The following is a 20,881-nucleotide window of genomic DNA, read 5'->3' as shown; positions in this document are numbered from 1 at the left end:
GTGGGGAGCGGGCGGGCGCGGGGCGTCGCCGGACGGCACCACGGGGGGCGCCGGCGGGTCGGCGGGGTCAGCGGAAGGCGTGCCGGGGCCTGGCGCGGTCGGTCCGCCGCGGACGCCGACTCGACGGCCGGGCGGGCAGCCGGTGGTACGCCGGCCCGGCGAGCCCCGCCCGGTAGAGCCCGTACACCAGCCGCCGTTCGGCGGCGGCCCGCAGGGCGTCCTGGAGCGGGCCCGAGCGCAGCACGGCCTCGGGCCCGAGCAGGCCCTCGACGGCGGCGAGTGCCCCGGCCGTGTCGCCGTGCCGCAGGCGTTCCCGTACGTCGTCGAGACCGTCGGGCCGGCGGTGCGCCTCGTCGATGATCCGCAGACAGGGCAGCGGGGTGCCGGACAGGGCGACCAGGAGTTCCTCGCGCCGCAGCTCGTCCGGGTCGTGGTCCAGCGGTGCGAGCACGCCGTCGACCAGGGCGATCCGGTGGAGCGCGCCGCGGCACTCCACGAGGCGCGGCGCACGCGGATCGGGCGGCGCGACGGGCTCACTCCCGGCGTGTCCCGGTACGAGTGCCGCGGCGACCAGCGGATGCAGCCGGTCGGCCTCGATCGCACCGGTCCGCAGCAGCTCCAGATCCGGCGGCAGCCAGGTCGCCGCGTCGGGCAGCAGGGGCAACGGGCCGCTCCTGCCGTCCGGTTCGAGGCACGCGACCGACGAAGGCCCGACGTCGAGGACGAAGCGCCGCTCGCCGGCGCGTACGGCGACGGGGCCGGCGTCCCGCCCCTCCGCGGCGAGCAGGATGCGGGCTTCGGCCGCCCACCGCTCGGCGTCCGGCAGCGGCGGCCCGCAGGCGCCGGACCGCTCCCGCAGCTCACCGGCCCTGCGGGCGTCCCACAGGTGCCGGTGCAGGTCGAACCGGAAGCGCCGGCTGGGCCGGGGGTGCGGATGCCGGGCGGCGGCCTCGGCTCCGACGGAGTCCCCGTCCCACAGGTGCCGGTGCAGGTCGAACCGGAAGCGCCGGCTGGGCCGGGGGTGCGGATGCCGGGCGGCGGCCTCGGCTCCGACGGAGTCCCCGTCCCACAGGGTGAGGCTGATCCGCTGACCGCCGTCCGCCCAGGCCGGCGCCGTGCGCACCACGAGGTGCACCGGGCCGTACCGGGCCAGCGGAACGGTCAGACCGGGCCGCAGGAGCCCGTCGGGAGCGATCCGCGGCATGTGCCAGCGCAGCAGGTCGGGCGCCAGATGCCGCAGGTCGGCGCGCACGCCGGCCGCGAGCTCCCGGCCGTACCGCCGCCCCAGGGCCGCGAGGTCCAGGTCGATGTCGAAACCCGCGGCGGCACAGGCACCCGCCCAGTCGCCGACACGTCGGCGGGCGGTCGCGGTCTCGATCACGGAGGCCGGCACGGCGAACTCGCGCACGCGCGGCCAGAAATCGGGGAAGGGGAAACGGGTGTCACCGTTCGCGTCGTGAAGGTGCATTAGCACTCACCTTGCGCGGACGGGACCCCCAATCCGAGAGTGGAGGAAGTCGTCATCGCCGCGATCGTAACCACACCGGACCCGCCGCCGCCAGGCGTTTCCGTGGCCGAACCGGACGACGAGCCGGACGTGTCCGGCACCGTGGACGTCCGCCAGGGCCCGCCGGACCCGCGGCGGGGCCGTCCCCGACCCCTCACGCGGTGCCGCGTCACGCCTCCATCGGTTCGACGTACGCCGCACGCCACTCCGGACGCGGGTCCGTGCCCAGGCCCGTCCAGTACTCGGTTCCCCGGACGATCCGCCCCTCCCGGACCGTCCAGAACGACACCGCGCGGAACACGCCGATGCCCTCGTGCGGGACCTCGACCTCGGAGACCGCCCGGTCGCCGTTCGCGACGATCCGGAGGACGCGGATCGACCAGCCCTCCGGGTACTCGCGGTTCACCGCGACGTAGTTCCTCCTGCCCACGATGCGTTCACCGCTGACCGGCCACTCCACGACGGCGTCCTCCGCGACCAGTTCGGCGAGGCCGTCCCAGTCGCGCGCCTGCATCCGGTCCCACAACGCCTCGACCACTCCCGACGCATCCATGCGGGAGACCCTGCCAGACGCCGGCCCGCCTCCGCACCCGGTCGCGTCCCGCACCCGGTCGCACGTCGAATCATGCATGCACGCTTGCTTGTTTCCCGTCCTGCTGCCATCGTCCTGCCAGGGCCGCGAGCCTTCCGACGTCCCGGGTCTCCCCAAGAGGTACGCGCACGAGCCATTCTGTCCGCCACCACCCACTCAGAGTCAGGGGGCACGCACGCATGGTGTTTCGCAGCGAGTACGCCGACGTCCCGGCCGTCTCCCTCCCCATCCACGACGCCGTCCTCGGCCGCGCCGCCGAGTTCGGCGAGCTGCCCGCGCTGATCGACGGCACCGGCGGCGACGGGGCGCTCACCCTCACGTACGGGCAGGTGGACGCCATCCACCGGCGGGTCGCCGCGGGACTGGCGGAGGCCGGGGTGCGGAAGGGCGACGTGCTCGCCCTGCACAGCCCCAACACCGTGCTGTTCCCGGTCGCCTTCTACGCCGCGGCCCGGGCCGGCGCGTCCGTCACCACCGTGCACCCGCTCGCCACGCCCGAGGAGTTCGCCAAGCAGCTCCGCGACTGCGCCACGCGCTGGATCGTGACCGTGTCGCCGCTGCTCGCCACGGCCCGCGCGGCGGCCGAACTCGCGGGCGGCGTCGAGGAGATCTTCGTCTGCGACAAGCCGGCGGCGCCCGAGTCCACCGCGACCGCACCCGACGCCGGCGCGACCGCGTCCGAGTCCACCGCGACCGCGTCCGCGCCCGGCGTGGCGCCCGTGGCCGGAGCGCGGGGCGGCCCCGACGCCGCAGGGCCGGACGCCGCAGGGCCGCACGCCGGTGGCGCCGCCACCCCCGTCCGCTCCCTCCAGGACTTCCTCGGCTCCACGGCGCCCGAGCCTGCCCCCGCCATCGACCCCGACACCGACGTCGCCGCCCTCCCGTACTCCTCCGGCACCACCGGCATCCCCAAGGGCGTGATGCTCACCCACACCTCGATCGCCACCAACCTCGCCCAGCTCGAACCGCTCATGCCGATGGCGCCCGGCGACCGGATCCTCGCCGTGCTGCCGTTCTTCCACGTGTACGGCCTGACGGCGCTGATGAACGGCCCGCTGCGGCGCGGCGCGACCGTCGTCGTGCTGCCGCGCTTCGAACTCGACGGCTTCCTCGCCGCGATCGAGAAGCACCGCATCAACGCCCTGTACGTGGCGCCGCCGATCGTCCTCGCCCTCGCCAAGCACCCGGCCGTCGCCGACTACGACCTCTCCTCCCTCCGCTACATCGTCTGCTCGGCCGCCCCGCTCGACGCCGCGCTCGCCGAGGCGTGCTCGGCGCGGCTCGGGCTGCCGCCGATCCTCCAGGCGTACGGCATGACCGAGCTGTCACCCGCCACCCACCTGGTCCCGCTCGCGACCGAGAACCCGCCGCCCGGAACCGTCGGCAAGCTCCTGCCCGGCACCGAGATGCGGCTCGTCTCCCTCGACGACCCGGCGAAGGACGTGCCGCCCGGCGAGGACGGCGAGATCGCGATCCGCGGGCCGCAGGTCATGAAGGGCTACCTGGGCCGGCCCGACGCCACCGCCGAGATGATCGACGAGGACGGCTGGCTGCACACCGGCGACGTCGGACGGGTCGACGAGGACGGCTGGCTGTACGTGGTCGACCGGGTGAAGGAACTCATCAAGTACAAGGGCTTCCAGGTGCCGCCGGCCGAGCTGGAGGCGCTGCTCCTGACCCACGACGGCATCGCGGACGCGGCCGTCATCGGCGTCGTGGACGGCGACGGCGCGGAGGTCCCGAAGGCCTTCGTGGTGCGCCAGGCCGCCGCGCCCGGCCTCACCGCCGAGCAGGTCATGGCGTACGTCGCCGAGCGGGTCGCCCCGTACAAGAAGATCCGGCGGGTGGAGTTCGTCGCCACCGTGCCCCGAGCGGCGTCGGGCAAGATCCTGCGCCGGGAACTGAGGGACCGCACATGAGCCGTGAGGGACACGCACGAACGCCGGGGAGCCGCACATGAGCCGTGAGGGACAGCGCACGAACGCCGAGAAGCCGCGTACGAACGCCGGGGAGCCGCGCACGCGCCTCGTCGGCACCGCGCACGACCGGGGCGTCGCCACGCTCACCCTGGACTCCCCGGCCAACCGCAACGCGCTCTCCGCCCCGCTGGTCGCCGAGCTCGCCGACGCGCTCACCGCGTGCGGCAAGGACCCGGCGGTCCGGGCGGTGGTCCTCACCCACACGGGCGGCACCTTCAGCGCGGGCGCCGACCTGAAGGCCCCGCCCGGGCCGTACGCCTTCGTGGACCTGCTCCGGCAGGTCGTCGAGCTACCGAAACCGGTCGTGGGCGTCGTCGACGGCCACGCCCGGGCCGGCGGACTCGGCCTCCTCGGCGCGTGCGACGTCGTGCTCGCCTCGGAGGACTCGGACTTCGCCCTCACCGAGGTACGGATCGGGGTGGCGCCCGCGGTGATCTCGCTGACGCTGCTGCCCCGGCTCGAACCGCGGGCGGCGGCGCGGTACTACCTGACGGGCGAGCGCTTCGGCACGGCGGAGGCGCTGGCGATGGGCCTGGTGACGGCGCCGCTCGCCGACCGCGAGCGGATCCTCGACGGGCTGCGGCAGGGCTCCCCGCAGGGGCTGCGTGAGGCGAAGCGGCTGGTCACGGCTAAAGTCCTGGACACCTTCGAACGCGAGGCGGAGGAGCTGGTGCAGTTGTCGGCCTCGCTGTTCGCCTCGGCCGAGGCACGCGAAGGGATGACGGCCTTCCTCGAACGACGGGACCCGATGTGGCGGCTCTGACCGGCCCGAAGCAGGACAGGAGCCGCGCCACCCGGCAGCGGCTCCTGGAGGCGGCGGTGGCCTGCCTGGCCGAGCGCGGCTGGGCGGGCTCCACCGTCGCGGTGGTGGCGGAACGCGCCGGGGTGTCCCGGGGCGCCGCCCAGCACCACTTCCCGACCCGGGAGGACCTGTTCACGGCGGCCGTCGAGTACGTGGCGGAGGAACGCTCCCAGGCGCTGCGGACGCTCCCCACCCAGGACCGCCGGGCGGTGGTCGCCGCCCTCGTCGACCTCTACACCGGCCCGCTCTTCCGCGCCGCCCTCCACCTGTGGGTCGCCGCCTCCAACGAGGAGCAGCTGCGGCCCCGCGTCACCGAGCTGGAGGCCCGCGTGGGCCGCGATTCGCACCGCATCGCCGTCCAGCTCCTCGGCGCCGACGAGTCCCGCCCGGGCGTCCGCGAGTCCGTCCAGGGCCTTCTCGACATGGCCCGCGGCCTCGGCCTCGCCACCCTCCTGACCGACGACCGCGCCCGCCGCGAACGCGTCGTCGCCCAGTGGACCCGCCTCCTGGACGAGGCCCTGGGCTGACCCGGCGGGCTCCGGACCGGCCCGGTCCGCGGCCGGGCAGGCCCTTCGGGGCGGTACCGCCGGGACCCGCCCGCGAAGTGACGCGCGCCACGTCCCGGGAGGCGGGCGCGCAGTACGCTGGTCGCATGCTTTCGCTCGTACGTCGTCGCCACGTGGACCTGCTCCGCGTCGCGAGCATGGGCTGTCCCGGCCGGCGCTGACCCGGAACCGGTCGGCGCCGATCCCCGGCCCGCCCACCCCACCGCCCGGCAGGACGCACACCCCCGCGTCGCACCGGGCGCCGTACACCCACCGCGGACGCACATCATGAGTTACCCCTCGCAGCTTCCCATCGTCGACCTCGCCGCCGCCGACCGCGGGCCCCAGGCCCGCCGGCTGCTGCACGCGCAGCTCCACTCCGCCGCCCATGACGTGGGCTTCTTCCAGCTCGTCGGGCACGGTGTGACCGAGGCCGAGACCCGGGCGCTGACCGACGCGATGCACGCGTTCTTCGCGTTGCCCGAGGGCGACCGGCTCGCGCTCGACACCACGAACTCACCGCACTTCCGCGGCTACACCCGCATCGGCGACGAGCGCACCGGCGGGGCCCGGGACTGGCGGGACCAGCTGGACATCGGGGCCGAGCGGCCCGCGCACGTACCGGCGCCGGGCGAGCCGCCGTACTGGTGGCTGCAGGGGCCCAACCAGTGGCCCGAGCGGCTGCCCGAGCTGCGCCTCGCGGCGCTCAACTGGATCGAGCGGCTGTCCGGCGTCGCCGAGCGCCTGCTGCACGAGCTGCTCGCGTCCATCGGCGCCGCGCCCGACTTCTACGACGACGTCTTCGGCGCCCGCGCCCACCCGCACCTCAAGCTGGTCCGCTACCCCGGAAGCAGCGGCGAGGGCGACGACCAGGGCGTCGGCGCGCACAAGGACTACGGCTTCCTCACCCTGCTCCTGCAGGACCAGGTGGGCGGGCTCCAGGTCGAGCGGGAGGACGGACTCTTCCACGACGTGCCGCCGCTGCCGGGCGCGTTCGTCGTGAACCTGGGCGAGCTCCTCGAGGTGGCGACGAACGGCTATCTCGTCGCCACCAACCACCGCGTGGTGTCGCCGCCCGGGGCGACGGAACGGTTCTCCGTCCCGTTCTTCTACAACCCGCGCCTCGACGCCCGGATCACCCCGCTGGACTTCCCGTACGCCGCCGCCGCGCCCGGCGTGACCGCCGACCCGGTGAACCCGCTGTTCGCCGAGTACGGCCTCAACGAGCTGAAGGGCAAGCTGCGCGCCCACCCGCTCGCGGCGGCCCGCCACCACGCGGACCTGCTGGTCAGGAACGGCCGGCCGGCGATGTCGGCGTAGCGGGTGCGGCGGGGACGGCCGGCCGGCGAGGCCGTCCCGGGCGGGAAGGCGCCGGCCGGCGCGGCCGTCCTTGTCGCGCTCCTCACCGGCGACCCCTCCCCGGCCGGTGCTCCCGGCCGGGGAGGGCCGGCTGGTGATGTCGTCCGGCGGGGCGGGCCGGACGGCCGGTGACGTCGCCGGCGCGGAGTGTCAGCCGGTGATGTCGCCGTAGCCCTCGATCTCGCGCGGGTCCCGCTGGCCGGGGCCCGTGTAGCGGGCCGACGGGCGGACGAGGCGGCCGGTGCGCTTCTGCTCCAGGATGTGCGCCGACCAGCCCGCCGTACGGGCGCAGGTGAACATCGACGTGAACATGTGCGCCGGGACCTCGGCGAAGTCGAGGACGATCGCCGCCCAGAACTCGACGTTGGTGGCGAGGACCCGGTCGGGCCGGCGGTTGTGCAGCTCCTCCAGGGCCGCCTTCTCCAGCGCCTCGGCGACCTCGAAGCGCGGCGCCGCGAGCTCCTTGGCCGTACGGCGCAGGACGCGGGCGCGGGGGTCCTCGGCGCGGTACACGCGGTGGCCGAAGCCCATCAGCCGCTCGCCCTTGTCGAGGGCCTGCTTCACGTAGGCCGTCGCGTCGCCGGTCCGCTCGATCTCCTCGATCATGCCGAGGACGCGGGACGGCGCGCCGCCGTGCAGCGGGCCGGACATGGCGCCGACGGCGCCGGACAGGGCCGCGGCCACGTCCGCGCCGGTGGAGGCGATGACGCGGGCGGTGAAGGTGGAGGCGTTCATGCCGTGCTCGGCGGCCGAGGTCCAGTAGGCGTCGACGGCCTTGACGTGCTTCGGGTCCGGCTCGCCGCGCCAGCGGATCATGAACCGCTCGACGATGGACTGCGCCTTGTCGATCTCGCGTTGCGGCACCATCGGCAGGCCCTGGCCGCGCGCCGACTGGGCGACGTAGGACAGTGCCATGACGGCGGCGCGGGCGAGGTCGTCACGGGCCTGCTCGGCGGAGATGTCCAGGAGCGGTTTGAGTCCCCAGACCGGCGCGAGCATGGCGAGCGCGGACTGCACGTCGACGCGGATGTCACCGGAGTGCACCGGGATCGGGAACGGCTCGGCCGCCGGCAGACCCGGGTTGAACGCACCGTCGACCAGCAGGCCCCACACGTTGCCGAAGGAGACGTGACCGACCAGGTCCTCGATGTCGACCCCGCGGTAGCGAAGGGCGCCGCCCTCCTTGTCGGGTTCGGCGATCTCCGTCTCGAACGCGACGACTCCTTCGAGCCCGGGTACGAAGTCGGACATGGGCGGCTCCTCCAGCAATGAGGATCAGTCGTGGAGAACGGCTGATCGATGATCAATCATTCGACCGGTGGTCTTGGTGGGACGCAACAGGGATCCAGCGCATGAGTCTGTACGGTTCCGATGATGCGGGGAAGCGTGACATCCGGCACAGTGCGCCGTTCCGGCGAGGAAGGGTTAACGGCACGCCGTGCCGGGCAGACTGAACCTCTGCGCGAGCGACCGGCCGTGGCCCGTGGCCCGGGCGGCCAGGCGACCCGTGGCCCGGCGGCAGGCGCCCGAGGCGGCGGACGGCGGGCTCGAGGCGGCGGACGGCGGGCTCGAGGCGGCGGACGGCCCCCGTGATCGATGCGGCAGGATGGGTCCGTGACCGACGCTCTCGATCCCGACGCTCTCGACCCCGCCGACATGCGCGAGCAGTACCGGACCATGGAGCTCACCGTGGCCGACCTCGCACCCGAACCGGTCGAACAGTTCGCGCGCTGGTTCAAGGAGACCGCCGCGAGTCCGGCGATCCACGAGCCGAACGCGATGGTCGTCTCCACCGCCACCCCCGACGGCCGCCCGTCCTCCCGCACGGTGCTGCTCAAGCACTACGACGCGGCCGGCTTCGTCTTCTTCACCAACTACGGCTCCCGCAAGGGCCGCGAGCTGGACGCCAACCCGTACGTCGCGCTGCTCTTCCCCTGGCACCCGCTGGCCCGGCAGGTCATCGTCACCGGCCGCGCCGCCCGCGTCGGCCGGGACGAGACGGTGGCCTACTTCCGCACCCGGCCGCACGGCTCGCAGCTGGGCGCGTGGGCCAGCCACCAGTCCCAGGTGATCGAGTCGCGGGCCGAGCTGCTCGCCCGGTACGGGGAACTGGCCGCCCGCTACCCGGAACGCGAGCAGGTGCCGGTGCCGCCGGAGTGGGGCGGCTTCCGGGTCGTCCCGGAGACCGTGGAGTTCTGGCAGGGCCACGAGAACCGGCTGCACGACCGGCTGCGCTACGTACGGGACACGCCCGAGGCGGAGACCTGGCGGGTGGAGCGGCTGTCGCCCTGAAGCACGGCTTCTCGCCGCCGTCGGCGTCGGCGGGTACGGCGGCGACCCGGAACGCGGACGCCCCGGGAAACGCAAACGACCCGTGGGCCTTGGTCCCGTCCGCCTAGGTTCGGACGGGAGCCGGCCGGACTGACCGGCGGCCCACGGGTCGGGTGACTGCGGTGGTGTTCGGCAGAGGGCCTGCCGAGGTGCACAGAGTGCGACGGCAGGCCTTAGCCCGCAGTCACCTCACGAGTCCGAAAAGAAACCATTTTTTCGGATCACCTCCTTTCGCGTGTGCCCACACACTAAGAACCTTGCGCCCGCCGTTCAACCCCTTTTTTCCGGGAGCCGTCCGGGAGCCGTCCGGGAGCCGCCGGGAGCCGTGCGGGAGCGGTCACGGCGCCGTCACGGCACCCGTCCAGAACGCGGCCGCGGCCGCGGCCAGCGGGAAGACGGCGACGACCGCGAGCACGCCCGTCAGCTCCATGGACTTCACCAGCGCGCCCGCGGTGGCGCTGCCGACGCCGCCGCCGACGAAGAAGGCGAGGTTGAGCAGACCCATGGCGCCGCCCCGCAGACTCGGCTCGACGTGCGTGGACATCAGGGCGGTCGTGACGACCTGGGTGACCGCGAACGCGGCGAAGCCGAGCGAGGCGCCGACGAGCGGCGGCGCCGGGCTGCCGGTGACGGCCGACCCGGCCAGGACGACGGCCATGGCCAGCGCGATCAGCCCGAGCAGCACGGAACCGGCCCGGCCGCCCGCGAACCGGCCCGCGAACCGGGACAGCACGGCGCCGGCGACAGCGCCGGGCAGCAGCCACGTACCGACGGCGAGGACGCTCCATCCGTGCCCGCCGACGAGGATCTGCGGCACCAGGTACATGGCGGCGAACAGGCCCGCGTACGCGCCGGCGCCGGTGAGCGAGGCGCGCAGGAACATCCGGTCGGCGACCAGCCGGCGCGGCACGAACGAGCCCTCCACGGTGCGCACCCGCCGGACCAGACCGACCAGCGACCCCGCCAGCGCGACGGCGAGCCCGGCCACGAGCGGGCCGGCGAGACCGAGCGCGTACGACTGCACGAGCAGCAGGAAGGACATGGCGGCGACGGTCAGGAGCACCGCGCCGGGCAGGTCGAGACGGCGGCCGCTGCCGGCCCGGGCCGCGGCGGCCCGCAGGCACAGCGGCACGGCGAGCAGCGAGAGCGCGGGCAGGACGAGCACGATCCGCCAGCTCGCCCACTGGGTGAGGACGCCGCCGGCGAGGGTGGCGCCGGCCGAGAACACGGCCATCGTGGCGCCGAACCCGCCGAGCACCCTGGGCCGGTCGGCCGGGGGAGCGGACGCGGTCAGCGCGAGTGCGCCGGAGGTCATGGCACCGGACCCGGCGGCGAGCACGAAGCGGCCCGCGACGAGGACGCCGATGTCCGGGGCGAACAGGCAGACGACGGCGCCGACGGCGAGCACGAGCGAGCCGACGAGCAGCGAGACGCGCACGCCCCTGGCGTCGGCGAGCCGCCCGAAGAGCGCGGTGCCGACACCGAGGGCGAGGGCGTGGGCGGTCAGCACCCAGGCGGCGGTGGCGGGGGTGGCGTGCAGGGCCCCGGCGACGTCGGGCAGGGCGACTCCGGCGGCGGTGACGCCGAAGACGGCGGGCCCGAACAGCGCGCCGTAGCGCAGCCCGGCGGACCGGGAGGCGTGGACGGGGACGGCGGGGGCGGGAGCGGGCCGGCGGGCGGTGGGGGACGGCCGGCCGGGGACGGATCGGGGGCCGGTGGGCGCGGCCTGGTCGCTGGTCATGGGTCTCCTCCTACGGAGACGGAAGGGGTGAAGGCGCGGGGAGGCGCGGGAGGGCGCGGGAAGGTGTGGGGGCCATGGGGGTTGGCGGGAGGGGGAGCCCAGGGGGTCGGCGGGAGCGGGAACGGGGCTGGTTCAGGCCGGTGTGTTCAGGGCGGTGTTCAGGGCGGTGTTCAGAGCGGTGTTCAGGGCGGTGTTCAGGGCGGTGTTGAGGGCGGCTCAGGGCGGTTCAGGCCGGTTCGGGGAGCAGCGCGTGGCCGAGCCGGAACACGTTCTCCGGGTCGTGCCGCCGCTTCGCGCGCAGCAGTCGCGCGAGCGTCTCCGGGTCGAAGCACTCGGCAGCCGACCGGCTCGTGTCCGGCCCGGCGAGGAAGTTGAGGTATCGGCGCCCGGTCGACCAGGCGGCGAGCCGGTCGAGCACGACGTCGGGCGAGCCCGGCAGCGACAGCGTAGACAGGGTGAACGCCCCGTCGCGGCCCACCGCGTTGGGGACGGCGGGCGGCCGGGACAGCGCCCCGCCCAGGTGCCGTAGCTCCACCATCGGGTCCGTACAGCCGCTGCCCGGCCCGGCGGCGGCGAGCAGCGCGGCGAGGGCGCCCTCGTCGAACTCCCGCAGGACGACGTTCCGTTCGTGGTACGGCAGGGGCTCGGTCGGGTCCTGGTGGATCTCGGCGACCGCGCTGTACGGCATGTCGGCGACGGTGTCGGCCAGGAGGGTGCCCGCCGCGCGCAGCGGGCGCAGCAGCTCTTCGCCGTCCTCCCAGGTGCCGGTGAACGCGATCCGGACGTGCACGGCGAGTTCGCCGGCCGGGTGGTCGGGCACGTGGTGGAGGGCGGGCGGCCGGAGCAGGGCGACCGAGGAGGTCAGGGTCTCGGGCAGCCCGGCGGTCCAGGTCCGCCAGGCGTCGAGCACGGCGGCGGCCTCGGCGCCGGGGAAGGAGAGGCCGCCGCCGTAGAGCCGGGTGACGGGAACGAGGCCGAACTCGAGGGCGGTGACGATGCCGAAGTTGCCCTTGCCGCCGCGCAGTGCCCAGAACAGCTCGGCGTCGGAGGCGGCGGTGACGGTCCGGTGCCGGCCGTCGGCGGTGACGAGGTGGACGCGGGTGACGTGGTCGGCGGCGTACCCGTACAGCCGGCCGAGCGGGCCGAGCCCGCCACCGAGGGTGTAGCCGACGACGCCGACGAGGGGCGAGGAGCCGTTGAGCGGCGCGAGACCGTGGTACGCGGCGGTGGCGACGACCTGGTGCCAGCGGGCGCCGGCCTCGACGCGGGCGATCCGTGCGACCGGGTCGACGGCGACGGCGTTCATCCGGCGGGTGGTGACGAGGACGGCGTCCTCGTCGGGCGCCGCGATGCCGTGGCCGGTGGCGTGGACGCCGACGGCCAGCCCGAGTCCGGCGCCGAAACGGACGGCGGCGGCGACGTCCTCGGCGGTGACGGCGCCCACGACGAGCGCGGGGCGGTGCCGGCCGATCAGGTTGAAGCCGTCGAGCTCGGCCGCGTAACCGGGGTCGCCCGGCCGGAAGACCTCGCCTTTCACCTCGGCGACGAGCCGGGCGACGGCGCCGTCGGGGAGGGCGGAGCGGGCGGGGGCGGGTGCTGAGGAGGGGATGACGGAGTGCTGCGGCCGGAGAGCCACGGACGGCTCCTTTCTGCTGCGTACGGGCGTGGGGGCGCCGTGAGGGGGTGAGGGCGCCGTGAGGGGGGCGGGTCAGGCGGGTGCGGCGGCGGTCGGCAGGCGGCGGGTGGGAGGGACGGCCCGTACCCGCCGCACTGCCCCCGGCGGTGGAGACGCCGACGAGTCTCGCGATCCGGGCGGCCCCGCCCCACCCCCCGCCGGGGAGGGACTCCGCCGGCCGGACCCCCCTCAAGCGAGGGGTTGGCGCGCCTCCCGGCCGCTGACACGATCGACGGATGGCCCACGAACAGATCGAACGGACCGAGCGGACGGGACGGACCGAACACGCGGGACGGTCCGGACGGACGGGACGGACCGAAGAGGCGGGACGGACCGAGCGGACGGGGCGGTCCGAACGGACGGGTTGGACCGAGCGGACGGGACGGTCCGAGCGGACGGGGCGGACCGAGCGGATCGAGATCGCCCGCGCGGAACTCCTCGCGCGCGCGGCGAACAGCGCCGACGCCCTCGGCATGTTCGCCGAGGCGTCGCGTCACCTGCGCAGGCTCGTCCCGTACGACGCCGCCGTCTGGCGCGTCACGGACCCCGAGACCGGCATGATGGCCGCCCCGATCCGGGCCGAGAACCTGGACGAGCACGGCTGCGCCGTCTACTGGGAGACCGAGTTGTTCACGGAGAACGTGAACCTCTTCCGCGACCTCGCCCGGGCCGCGGTGCCGGTGGCGGGCCTGCGTGAGGCCACCGGAGACCTGCCGGCCCGCAGCGGCCTCTACCACTCCTTCATGAAACCCCGGGGCCTCCAGGACGAGTTACGGGCCGTGCTGCGCGTCGGCGGGCGCCCGCACGGTCACATCAGCCTGTTCCGGGCGCACGGGCGCCCGGCGTTCGGCCCCGTCGAGAACCGGCTGGTGGAGAGCCTGGTGACGCCGCTCGCCCGCAAGCTCCGCTCCTTCGCGGGCACGTCGCCGCAGCCGTTGCCGGACTCGCCGCACGGGCCCGGTCTGCTCCTCTTCGACGCCTCGGGCGCCCTGCTCTCCGCCAACGACGACGCCCGGGCGCACCTCGCCGACCTGCCCGAAGGCCCGGCCGTCGTCGCCGGCGCCGGACTGCGGGTGCCCGCCTGGGTCCAGGCCACCGCCCTCAAGGCCCGCGCCGTCTCCCAGGGCCGTGACCGGGGCCACGCGCGCGTGCGGGTGCGCACCCGGCGCGGGCACTGGCTGGTGTGCCACGCCTCGTGCCTGCGCGAGTCCGACGGCCGGCTCGGCCCGTCGGCGGTGGTGGTCGAACCGGCCAAGACCTCCGAGATCGTGCCGCTGGTCGTCGACGCCTTCGAGCTGACCGAGCGGGAGGCCGAGGTGACGCGGTGCATCGCGCGCGGGCTGCCGACGGGGAGAATCGCGGAGCAGCTCCATCTGTCCCCGCACACCGTCCGCGACTACATCAAGAGCATCTTCGAGAAGGTCGGCGTGTCCAGCCGCGGCGAACTGGTCGGCAGACTGTTCACGGAGTACTACGCGCCGCTCGCGGAACGCGGCACGCTCCGGACCCACGACTGACCCGCCCCGGGCCGCTTTGCCCAAACCCCTTCGCCCCGGACCTCTTCGCCCCGGACCTCTTCGCCGGTTCGCCGGTTCGCTTCTTCGTCCCGTCGTCCCGTCGCCCCGTCACCTGTTCACCTCGTATCCACCCCGTACCGGTTTCCCCGAAAGGGATGTGTTCTGGGTCACGTTCGAGTTGAATGATGTCCGGGGGGTGCCCGGATGAGTGGCTCTGGTGGCGCAAGTGGCTCTGCGAGTGGCACGGCCGACGCGGCCGGCGCGACGGGCACGGCGAGGGTTCCGGGGGTTGCCGGGGCCGATCTGCTCGCCGCACTGCTCGACGGGATGGACGCGGCGCTGTGCGCGCTCGACGCCGCCGGGGCGGTCACGCACTGGAACAGGGAGGCCGAGCGGATCCTCGGCTGGAGCGCCCGCGAGGCCGTCGGGCGGCGCGGGTTCGACGGGTGGGCCGCCCGTCGCGCCGACGCCGAGGAGATCCTGGCCGGACTGATGCGGTCGATGACCGCGCCGGGGCGGCACGTCCACGAGTTCGCCCTGCTGCGCAAGGACGGCGGCCGGGTCCTCGTCCGCACGCAGGCGACGGGCGTGCGCGGTGCCGACGGCCGGCCGGCGGGCGTGTACCTCGCCTTCACGGAAGTGCACGTCCAGATCGACCTGGAGCGCTCGATCGCGCTCAGCGAGGCCCTGTTCGCGGACGCCGCGTGGGGTGTGGTCCTCGTCGACGCGGACCTGCGCCCCGCCGCCGTCAACGACCACGCGGCCCGCACCCTCGGCCTGCCGCGCGGCGCACTCCTCGGCCGCCCGCTGGGCGACCTCGTCGGCCAGGGCGCCGAAGAGCTGGAGGCGGCCGTCCAGCACGTCCTGGCCACCGGCTCGCCGGGCGAACCCGCCGACGTGTGGCTGACCGTGCGCGGCACCCGCGGTGACCGCCGCCGCTGCCTGCGGTGCGGGTTCGTGCGGCTCGCCTCGCCGTTCGCCGAGGGCCCGGAGCCGGTGCCGCTCGGGGTCGGCTGGCTGTTCCAGGACGTCACGGACGCCCGCCTCGCCGAACAGGACGCCGACCGGCTGCGGTTCCGCTGGAGCCAGCTGCACCGGGCCAGCGCGGCGGCGGCCGAGTGCGAGGACCCGGTGCGGGCCGCGGCCGTCCTCCTCGACTTCGCCCTGGCGGGCTTCGCGGACCACGTCCTCGTCGACCGGGCCACCGCCGACGGCCGACTCGTCCGCGCCCTCGCCACGCCCACCGGCGCACCCGGCCCGGTCGCCCCCGTCACCGCCGGCGGCATCCCGCTCCGCTACGCCCCCGCCCACCCGGCCCTCGAAGCACTCACCCGCCCGGGCCCCACCGCCACGAGCGGCACCCCGGGCACGGCCCCCGACCGCGACCGCCACTGGCCCCCCGACACGGCCCACGCCCTCTGCCTCCCCCTCCGCTCCCGCGCCCGCACCCTGGGCGTCACCACCTTCCTCCGCTCCCGCTCCCGCCCCGCCTTCGCCCCCGAGGACACCCTCTACGCGGAAACGGTCACGGCCCGCGTGGCGGCGTCCCTGGCGCTGGCGGGACGGTGGTGTGCGGGCGGAGACGGGACCTGACACAGAACGAGGGGGCCGCGGCGAGTTCCCGCCACGGCCCCCTCGTGCGTTTCCCGCCTCAGTGGCGGAAGAAGATGCGGTCGCCGTACTCCGTCATCACGCGGCCGTTCCACTCGTGGCCGCCGTCCACGTTGCCCGAGCGCAGCAGCGGCGGCTCGATGCCGCGGCGGACCAGTTCCTCGGCCGCCGCGGCCATCGTGGCCTGCATCAGGGCGCTGGTGACGACGGTCGACGCCGGCGCGAAGGGCGCCTCGATGCCCTCGTGGGTGAGTTCGGCGTCGCCGACGGCGATCCGGGAGTCGAGGACGATGTCGCAGTGGTCCTTCAGGAAGGTGCCCGAGACGTGCCGGGACTTCGTCTCCGTCGCGTACGCCACCGAGGTCACGCCGATCACGGTCAGACCGAGCGCCCGCGCGTTCATGGCCATCTCGACGGGCAGGGCGTTGCGCCCGGACAGCGAGACGATGATCAGGACGTCCCCGGCGCTCGCCGGGGACGAGTCCAGGACCGCGCCGGCCAGGCCGTCGACCCGCTCCAGGGCCGAGCCGAGGGTGGCGGGCATGACGTCGACGCCGACGGCGCCCGGCACGGCCAGCAGGTTCATCAGGGCCAGGCCGCCGGCCCGGTACACCACGTCCTGCGCGGCCAGCGAGGAGTGTCCCGCGCCGAAGGCGAAGAGACGGTTGCCGTTCGCGACGGCCTCGGCGATCGCCGTGCCGGCGGCCGCGACCTCCGCCGCGTCCTCGTCCCGCACCTTCTGGAGCAGGCCGATCGCGGCGTCGAAGAACTGTCCGGCCAGCTTGCTCTCGCCCATGGCGGCGACTCCTTCTCGTCGTGGTCGCGGATCACGGTGCGGTCTGGACCATTGCTCTGTCAATACCGCCTCGCCCCGGCGGGCTCCGGTTGTCGGCGCGATGCGCAAGAATTGGGGCAGGGCCAGCGCACGACTCATCGAGGGGCACGTATGTCCGGACTGATCGACACCACGGAGATGTATCTCCGCACCATCCTTGAGCTCGAGGAGGAAGGTGTGGTCCCCATGCGCGCCCGGATCGCCGAGCGGCTGGACCAGAGCGGTCCGACCGTCAGCCAGACGGTGGCCCGCATGGAGCGCGACGGACTGGTGGCCGTCGCCAGCGACCGTCACCTGGAGCTCACGGAGGAGGGCCGCCGCCTGGCCACCCGCGTGATGCGCAAGCACCGGCTGGCCGAGTGTCTGCTCGTCGACGTGATCGGTCTGGAGTGGGAGCAGGTCCACGCCGAGGCCTGCCGCTGGGAGCACGTGATGAGCGAGGCCGTGGAGCGCCGCGTCCTCGAGCTGCTCCGTCACCCGACGGAGTCGCCGTACGGCAACCCGATCCCGGGCCTGGAGGAGCTGGGCGAGAAGGCCGAGGCGGAGTCCTTCCTGGACGACTCGATGGTCTCGCTCGCCGACCTGGACGCCGGCGGCGAGGGCAAGACGGTGATCGTCCGCCGCATCGGCGAGCCGATCCAGACGGACGCCCAGCTGATGTACACGCTGCGGCGGGCGGGCGTGCAGCCCGGTTCCGTGGTCTCGGTGACGGAGTCGCCGGGCGGCGTCCTGGTCGGCAGCAGCGGCGAGGCGGCCGAGCTGGACAGCGAGGTCGCGGCACACGTCTTCGTCGCCAAGCGCTGAGCACCACGAAGCCATGCGCTGAGCACGAAGCCAGGCGTTGTGTACGGATCGCCGGGCGCCGGGCCTCGAACGCCGGGCGCCGGGCGCCCGGCCCGGCGTAGAGCGCGGGCAGACCGACCCGCGTGCCCGGCTCCGGACCGCCTCGTGCCCGCCTCGGACCCGCCTCCGGCCGCCTCGTGCCCGCCTCGGACCCGCCTCGGGCCCGTTTTACGGCGGAATCGCCACGGCCGTGGCCCCTCTCGTGCCACGCTGGTGGCATGTGGGCCGCCCTCCCTGTGACAGGGACGAGAAGGACGACAAGAGCGACACGAACGACAAGGAACCCCGGCGCCTCGCGGCGCCGGGGTCCGTCCTCCCCTGTGCTGACCCGGAGCCCCGAGCTCCCAGGGTCAATCCCCTCGGACCGATTTCCCCGAGCGGTCCGCCTCCCGTTGGAGATCTCCCCTCGGCCGCAGCCGTCAATCCTTGAGCGCTGTCACTCGAACGTGGGGTGTTGAGCGGCAGGAGCGCATTTTCGAATACAGGTTCGATAGTCTGGCGCAGTTCCACGGGAAAGAGGGGGTGCCGAGCAGCATGGTGCGACGACTCGACGTCACGGGAGCCGACGGCGTACGCCTGGCGGCCTGGGACTTCACCGAACGGACGGCGCCGCGGACCGGCCCCGGCGTCTTACTGCTCCACGGGCTGATGGGCCGCGCCTCCCACTGGGCGCCCGCCGCCGGCCGGCTCGCGGCCCGGCACCGCACGATCGCCCTCGACCAGCGCGGTCACGGCGCGAGCGAGAAGCCCACGACCGGCCCCTTCACGCGCGAGGCGTACGTGGCGGACGCGATCGCCGCCGTCGAGCGGCTCGACCTCGGCCCGGTCACCCTCGTCGGCCACTCCATGGGCGCCCTCACCGCCTGGCAGCTCGCCGCCGAGCGGCCCGACCTCGTCCGCGCCCTCGTCATCTGCGACATGCGCGCCTCCGCCCTCGGCGCGGCCTCCCAGCGCGAGTGGCAGGACTGGTTCCGCCGCTGGCCCGCCCCGTTCCCCTCGCTGGACGCCGTCCGTCAGTGGTTCGGCGCGGACGACCCGTGGGTGGCGGAGCGCCCCCGGCCCGCGCGCGGCGCGTTCTTCGCGGAGGTGATGGCCGAACACCCCGACGGCTGGCGCCCGGTCTTCGACCCGGCCCAGATGCTCACCTCCCGCGAGACCTGGGTCCACGACGCCCACTGGGACTCCCTCGCCCAGGTCCGCTGCCCCACCCTCGTCGTCCGCGGCCTCGACGGCGAACTGGGCCGCGCCGAGGCCCAGGAGATGGTCCGCGTCCTCCCGCACGGCGCCTACGCGGAGATCCCGGACGCGGGCCACCTCCTCCACTACGAACACGCCGACGCCTGGTGGGAGGCGGTGTCCCCGTTCCTGAACGGCGTCCTCACGTCCTGACGGAGCCCGCTGTCCGCCCGCTCGGGCGAGTCCGCTCAGGCCGGATCCCGCTGACCGTGGAGGAACGCCGCCCAGGCGGCGGGGGAGACGGAGAAGGAGGGCAGGGCGGTGTCCTTGGAGTCCCGCACGTGCACGGCGTGCGGACAGGCGGCGACCTCGACGCAGTCGCCGCCCTGGGGGCCGCTGTACGAGGACTTCGTCCAGGCGAAGGCGATCTCGATGCAGTCGCCCTGCTGCTCGCTGCTGTAGCTGCTCTTGAACCAGTAGAGGTCAGTTCTCATAGCTCTCGGGCCACCTGTTCGATCCATCGTGCCGACTCTGCTGGGGGGAGTGCTTGGGCCCGCAGGGAGCTGTACCGGGCGAAGGCGTCGCCCAGCTCGGGCTGTTCACTGAGAAAGTACCTACCACTGAGCCCCTCGACATAGACGAGTTGCGCCTCGCGGCGTTCGGTCTCCAGCAGGACGAATGATCCGCTGAGACCGGCGTGGGACTCCAGGGCCTCCGGCATGACCTGGATCTCGACGTTGCGAAGGCGTGCGATGTCGAGGATGTGGAGGAGGTTGTCCCTGAGGACCTTGGGTCCCCCGATGGGGCGCGTGAGCGCGATCTTCTCCAGGACGAATGTGATGAGGGGGGCCGGCTTGCGATGGAGGACCGCGTGCCTGGCCATGCGGGCGTCGATCATGCTCTCGCGTTCGTCGTCGTCCCACGGAGGGGTGGCGCAGTCGAACACGGCTCGCGCGTACTCCGGAGTCTGGAGTAGCCCGGGGATGAGGATGTGCTCGTACGAGTATCCCGGCGGCCTTCCGTTCCTCCTCCAGGTAGTCCTCGAACCAGGCTGCCACCGCGCTGATCGGTACCTCGTCGGCGATCTCCACCAGTGCACCTTGTGCACCCAGCTCTCGGTCCGCGACGGAGACGAAGTCCCCTCTTGCCCGGCGCTCCCCTCGCTCGATCATGGCCACCTGAGACTTGGAGTACCCCGTGACCGACCCCAACTTCTCCTGCGAGATCCCGGCTCGCTGCCGGTAGAAGCGCAACAGCCTTCCGAACGCCTGGGCGGCGCCCGGGCTTCCCTTGCTCGCCTTGTTCACAGACCGCCTCCCCGATCGCACAGTCCGCCACAAAAGCCCTGTGGCGCTGGTCACAAGTACACCCGCCCCGCCAAGCTGACCGCATGAATTCGCGCAAGTCACTTGACAGGGTGCCGTCTTGGGTGCCCGCCACGGGGCATGCCCTCCGGCATGCCGGCGTCCACTTCGACGCCGTCCGCATCGGCGGCTTTCTCGGGGAGGACGTGGCCTACCGGCTCATGGAGTTCACGGACTTCCAGGCCGGACCGATCGTCCGGGAGGCCACCGGCGCCCGGAACCTGTACTTCCTGTTGCCGCCCGGCACGGCCGCCGTGCACGCCTGGCCGCCGCCGGTCCGTGCGCTCACGCGCGACGGCCGGGGCGGCGAGGCGTTCGTCGGGATTCCGGCGCTGCACGGCATGACCTGGCCCCTGGACTGGCGGTCGCCGCCGACGGACGAGGATCCGTTCGTGGAGCCGGGGCTGCTCCACGAGATGGCCGTGCGTGCCGTGCGCTCGACCTGACCGTGGTCAGCGGTCAGGGAGTCCGGGGCCGCCGGCCGCCGTCAGAACGCGAAGACCGCGCCCTCGGCCGTCCGGGACCGCAGCTCGCAGTCGTTGCCGTACGTCGCCGACCAGTGGACGCGCCGGCCCTGCCAGACGCCGTCGCCGGTGACCGTGACCGGGTTCCACTCGCGGGTGCACGGGCGGTCGCCCGATATGGCCATCACCTGGCCGAAGTCGCCGCCCGCGGCGTTCAGTTCCGCGCACGCCTCCTCCGGTGCCGGGTGGGTGCCGGCCGGGGTGGGCGAGCAGGACAGGGTGACCGCGCGGACGACGGTGGCGGTGCTCGGGCGGGAGCCCTGGCCGAGCGTCAGGACCAGCGCCGACGGGGCGTACAGGCTGGTGGACGAAGCGGAGGCGGCCTCGGCGGTGCCGGTGCCGGTGAACGCGGTGCCGACGAGGGCGAGACCGGTCGCGGTGGCGAACGCGGTGGCGCCGAGAGCACGGAAGTAACGCACGGGGGTTGTCCCTTCGGGTTACGGAGTGACGCATTACGGGGGTTTGCGAGCCGATCGGCTG

The 20,881-nt window shown here is 74.2% G+C and carries 19 protein-coding genes and 1 pseudogene; 10 read left to right on the top strand and 10 right to left on the bottom strand.

Features of this window, described 5'->3' with window-relative positions; all coding sequences use genetic code 11:
* Window positions 1-67: 67 nt before the first annotated feature.
* Both ESG85_RS27930 and ESG85_RS27925 read right to left on the bottom strand, forming a co-directional pair.
* Window positions 68-1,468 carry a hypothetical protein gene (locus tag ESG85_RS27930; RefSeq protein ID WP_128983946.1) on the bottom strand — a complete coding sequence of 467 codons (1,401 nt, stop codon included), beginning with the start codon at window positions 1,466-1,468 and terminating at the stop codon, window positions 68-70.
* 208 nt (window positions 1,469-1,676) lie between these two features.
* The gene (locus tag ESG85_RS27925; protein ID WP_128983945.1) at window positions 1,677-2,060 is read right to left on the bottom strand and encodes a nuclear transport factor 2 family protein; all 384 of its coding nucleotides are present in this window, start codon (window positions 2,058-2,060) and stop codon (window positions 1,677-1,679) included.
* Window positions 2,061-2,278: 218 nt separating this feature from the next.
* Here ESG85_RS27925 and ESG85_RS27920 point away from each other — a divergent pair, with 218 nt between their 5' ends.
* From ESG85_RS27920 to ESG85_RS27905, 4 genes are all read left to right on the top strand, one after another.
* Window positions 2,279-4,018, top strand: coding sequence for an AMP-binding protein (locus ESG85_RS27920; protein ID WP_181019135.1), 1,740 nt, complete (start codon window positions 2,279-2,281; stop codon window positions 4,016-4,018).
* A gap of 37 nt (window positions 4,019-4,055) precedes the next feature.
* On the top strand, window positions 4,056-4,841 hold the full coding sequence (locus tag ESG85_RS27915; RefSeq protein WP_128983944.1) for an enoyl-CoA hydratase family protein: 786 nt from the start codon (window positions 4,056-4,058) through the stop codon (window positions 4,839-4,841).
* Window positions 4,829-5,407: a TetR/AcrR family transcriptional regulator gene (locus tag ESG85_RS27910; protein WP_128983943.1), complete on the top strand. Its 579-nt coding sequence runs from the start codon at window positions 4,829-4,831 to the stop codon at window positions 5,405-5,407. Before ESG85_RS27915 ends, ESG85_RS27910 begins: the two co-directional genes overlap by 13 nt.
* A gap of 306 nt (window positions 5,408-5,713) precedes the next feature.
* Entirely contained in the window at window positions 5,714-6,745 is a 1,032-nt protein-coding gene (locus ESG85_RS27905; protein WP_128983942.1) for an isopenicillin N synthase family dioxygenase, read from the top strand.
* A gap of 189 nt (window positions 6,746-6,934) precedes the next feature.
* Here ESG85_RS27905 and ESG85_RS27900 read toward each other — a convergent pair whose 3' ends face one another.
* A complete protein-coding gene (locus ESG85_RS27900) occupies window positions 6,935-8,035 on the bottom strand; it encodes a citrate synthase 2 (RefSeq protein ID WP_128983941.1) in 1,101 nt (366 codons plus the stop codon).
* 405 nt (window positions 8,036-8,440) lie between these two features.
* Between ESG85_RS27900 and pdxH the strand changes: the two genes are divergently transcribed.
* A complete protein-coding gene (gene pdxH / locus ESG85_RS27890) occupies window positions 8,441-9,076 on the top strand; it encodes a pyridoxamine 5'-phosphate oxidase (RefSeq protein WP_128984009.1) in 636 nt (211 codons plus the stop codon).
* A 376-nt stretch (window positions 9,077-9,452) separates the two neighbouring features.
* Here the strand turns inward: pdxH and ESG85_RS27885 are convergent, their stop codons facing one another.
* A complete protein-coding gene (locus tag ESG85_RS27885; protein WP_128983940.1) occupies window positions 9,453-10,856 on the bottom strand; it encodes an MFS transporter in 1,404 nt (467 codons plus the stop codon).
* Window positions 10,857-11,082: 226 nt separating this feature from the next.
* The gene (locus ESG85_RS27880; RefSeq protein WP_246095330.1) at window positions 11,083-12,492 is read right to left on the bottom strand and encodes an FAD-binding oxidoreductase; all 1,410 of its coding nucleotides are present in this window, start codon (window positions 12,490-12,492) and stop codon (window positions 11,083-11,085) included.
* A 275-nt stretch (window positions 12,493-12,767) separates the two neighbouring features.
* On the opposite strand from ESG85_RS27880, the gene ESG85_RS27875 reads away from it, so the two are divergent.
* Together ESG85_RS27875 and ESG85_RS27870 are read left to right on the top strand one after the other, a co-directional pair.
* Window positions 12,768-14,048, top strand: coding sequence for a helix-turn-helix transcriptional regulator (locus tag ESG85_RS27875; RefSeq protein ID WP_425471286.1), 1,281 nt, complete (start codon window positions 12,768-12,770; stop codon window positions 14,046-14,048).
* A gap of 204 nt (window positions 14,049-14,252) precedes the next feature.
* Window positions 14,253-15,641: a PAS domain-containing protein gene (locus ESG85_RS27870; protein WP_128983939.1), complete on the top strand. Its 1,389-nt coding sequence runs from the start codon at window positions 14,253-14,255 to the stop codon at window positions 15,639-15,641.
* A 58-nt stretch (window positions 15,642-15,699) separates the two neighbouring features.
* Here the strand turns inward: ESG85_RS27870 and ESG85_RS27865 are convergent, their stop codons facing one another.
* Entirely contained in the window at window positions 15,700-16,455 is a 756-nt protein-coding gene (locus ESG85_RS27865; protein WP_128983938.1) for an SIS domain-containing protein, read from the bottom strand.
* 150 nt (window positions 16,456-16,605) lie between these two features.
* Between ESG85_RS27865 and ESG85_RS27860 the strand changes: the two genes are divergently transcribed.
* Window positions 16,606-17,298, top strand: a complete 693-nt coding sequence (locus tag ESG85_RS27860; RefSeq protein WP_128983937.1) for an iron-dependent transcriptional repressor DtxR — start codon at window positions 16,606-16,608, stop codon at window positions 17,296-17,298.
* 573 nt (window positions 17,299-17,871) lie between these two features.
* Window positions 17,872-18,726: an alpha/beta fold hydrolase gene (locus ESG85_RS27855; RefSeq protein WP_128983936.1), complete on the top strand. Its 855-nt coding sequence runs from the start codon at window positions 17,872-17,874 to the stop codon at window positions 18,724-18,726.
* A gap of 35 nt (window positions 18,727-18,761) precedes the next feature.
* Here the strand turns inward: ESG85_RS27855 and ESG85_RS27850 are convergent, their stop codons facing one another.
* From ESG85_RS27850 to ESG85_RS36805, 3 genes and pseudogenes are all read right to left on the bottom strand, one after another.
* Entirely contained in the window at window positions 18,762-19,007 is a 246-nt protein-coding gene (locus ESG85_RS27850) for a DUF397 domain-containing protein (RefSeq protein ID WP_128983935.1), read from the bottom strand.
* Entirely contained in the window at window positions 19,004-19,621 is a 618-nt protein-coding gene (locus ESG85_RS27845; protein ID WP_342781426.1) for a DUF5753 domain-containing protein, read from the bottom strand. Before ESG85_RS27845 ends, ESG85_RS27850 begins: the two co-directional genes overlap by 4 nt.
* Window positions 19,622-19,658: 37 nt before the next feature.
* Window positions 19,659-19,820, bottom strand: a pseudogene (locus tag ESG85_RS36805) (helix-turn-helix domain-containing protein); the annotation flags it as partial.
* 83 nt (window positions 19,821-19,903) lie between these two features.
* On the opposite strand from ESG85_RS36805, the gene ESG85_RS27840 reads away from it, so the two are divergent.
* A complete protein-coding gene (locus ESG85_RS27840; RefSeq protein WP_128983934.1) occupies window positions 19,904-20,323 on the top strand; it encodes a hypothetical protein in 420 nt (139 codons plus the stop codon).
* A gap of 41 nt (window positions 20,324-20,364) precedes the next feature.
* On the opposite strand, the gene ESG85_RS27835 is transcribed toward ESG85_RS27840, so the two are convergent.
* Complete coding sequence (locus ESG85_RS27835; RefSeq protein ID WP_128983933.1) at window positions 20,365-20,820, bottom strand: subtilase-type protease inhibitor; 456 nt, start codon at window positions 20,818-20,820, stop codon at window positions 20,365-20,367.
* Between the last annotated feature and the right edge of the window lie 61 nt (window positions 20,821-20,881).

The organism is Streptomyces roseicoloratus (assembly GCF_004117935.1).
Lineage (GTDB): Bacteria > Actinomycetota > Actinomycetes > Streptomycetales > Streptomycetaceae > Streptomyces > Streptomyces roseicoloratus.
The sequence above is the reverse complement of the archived record's forward strand: the minus strand, read 5'-3'. Positions and strand labels throughout refer to the sequence as shown.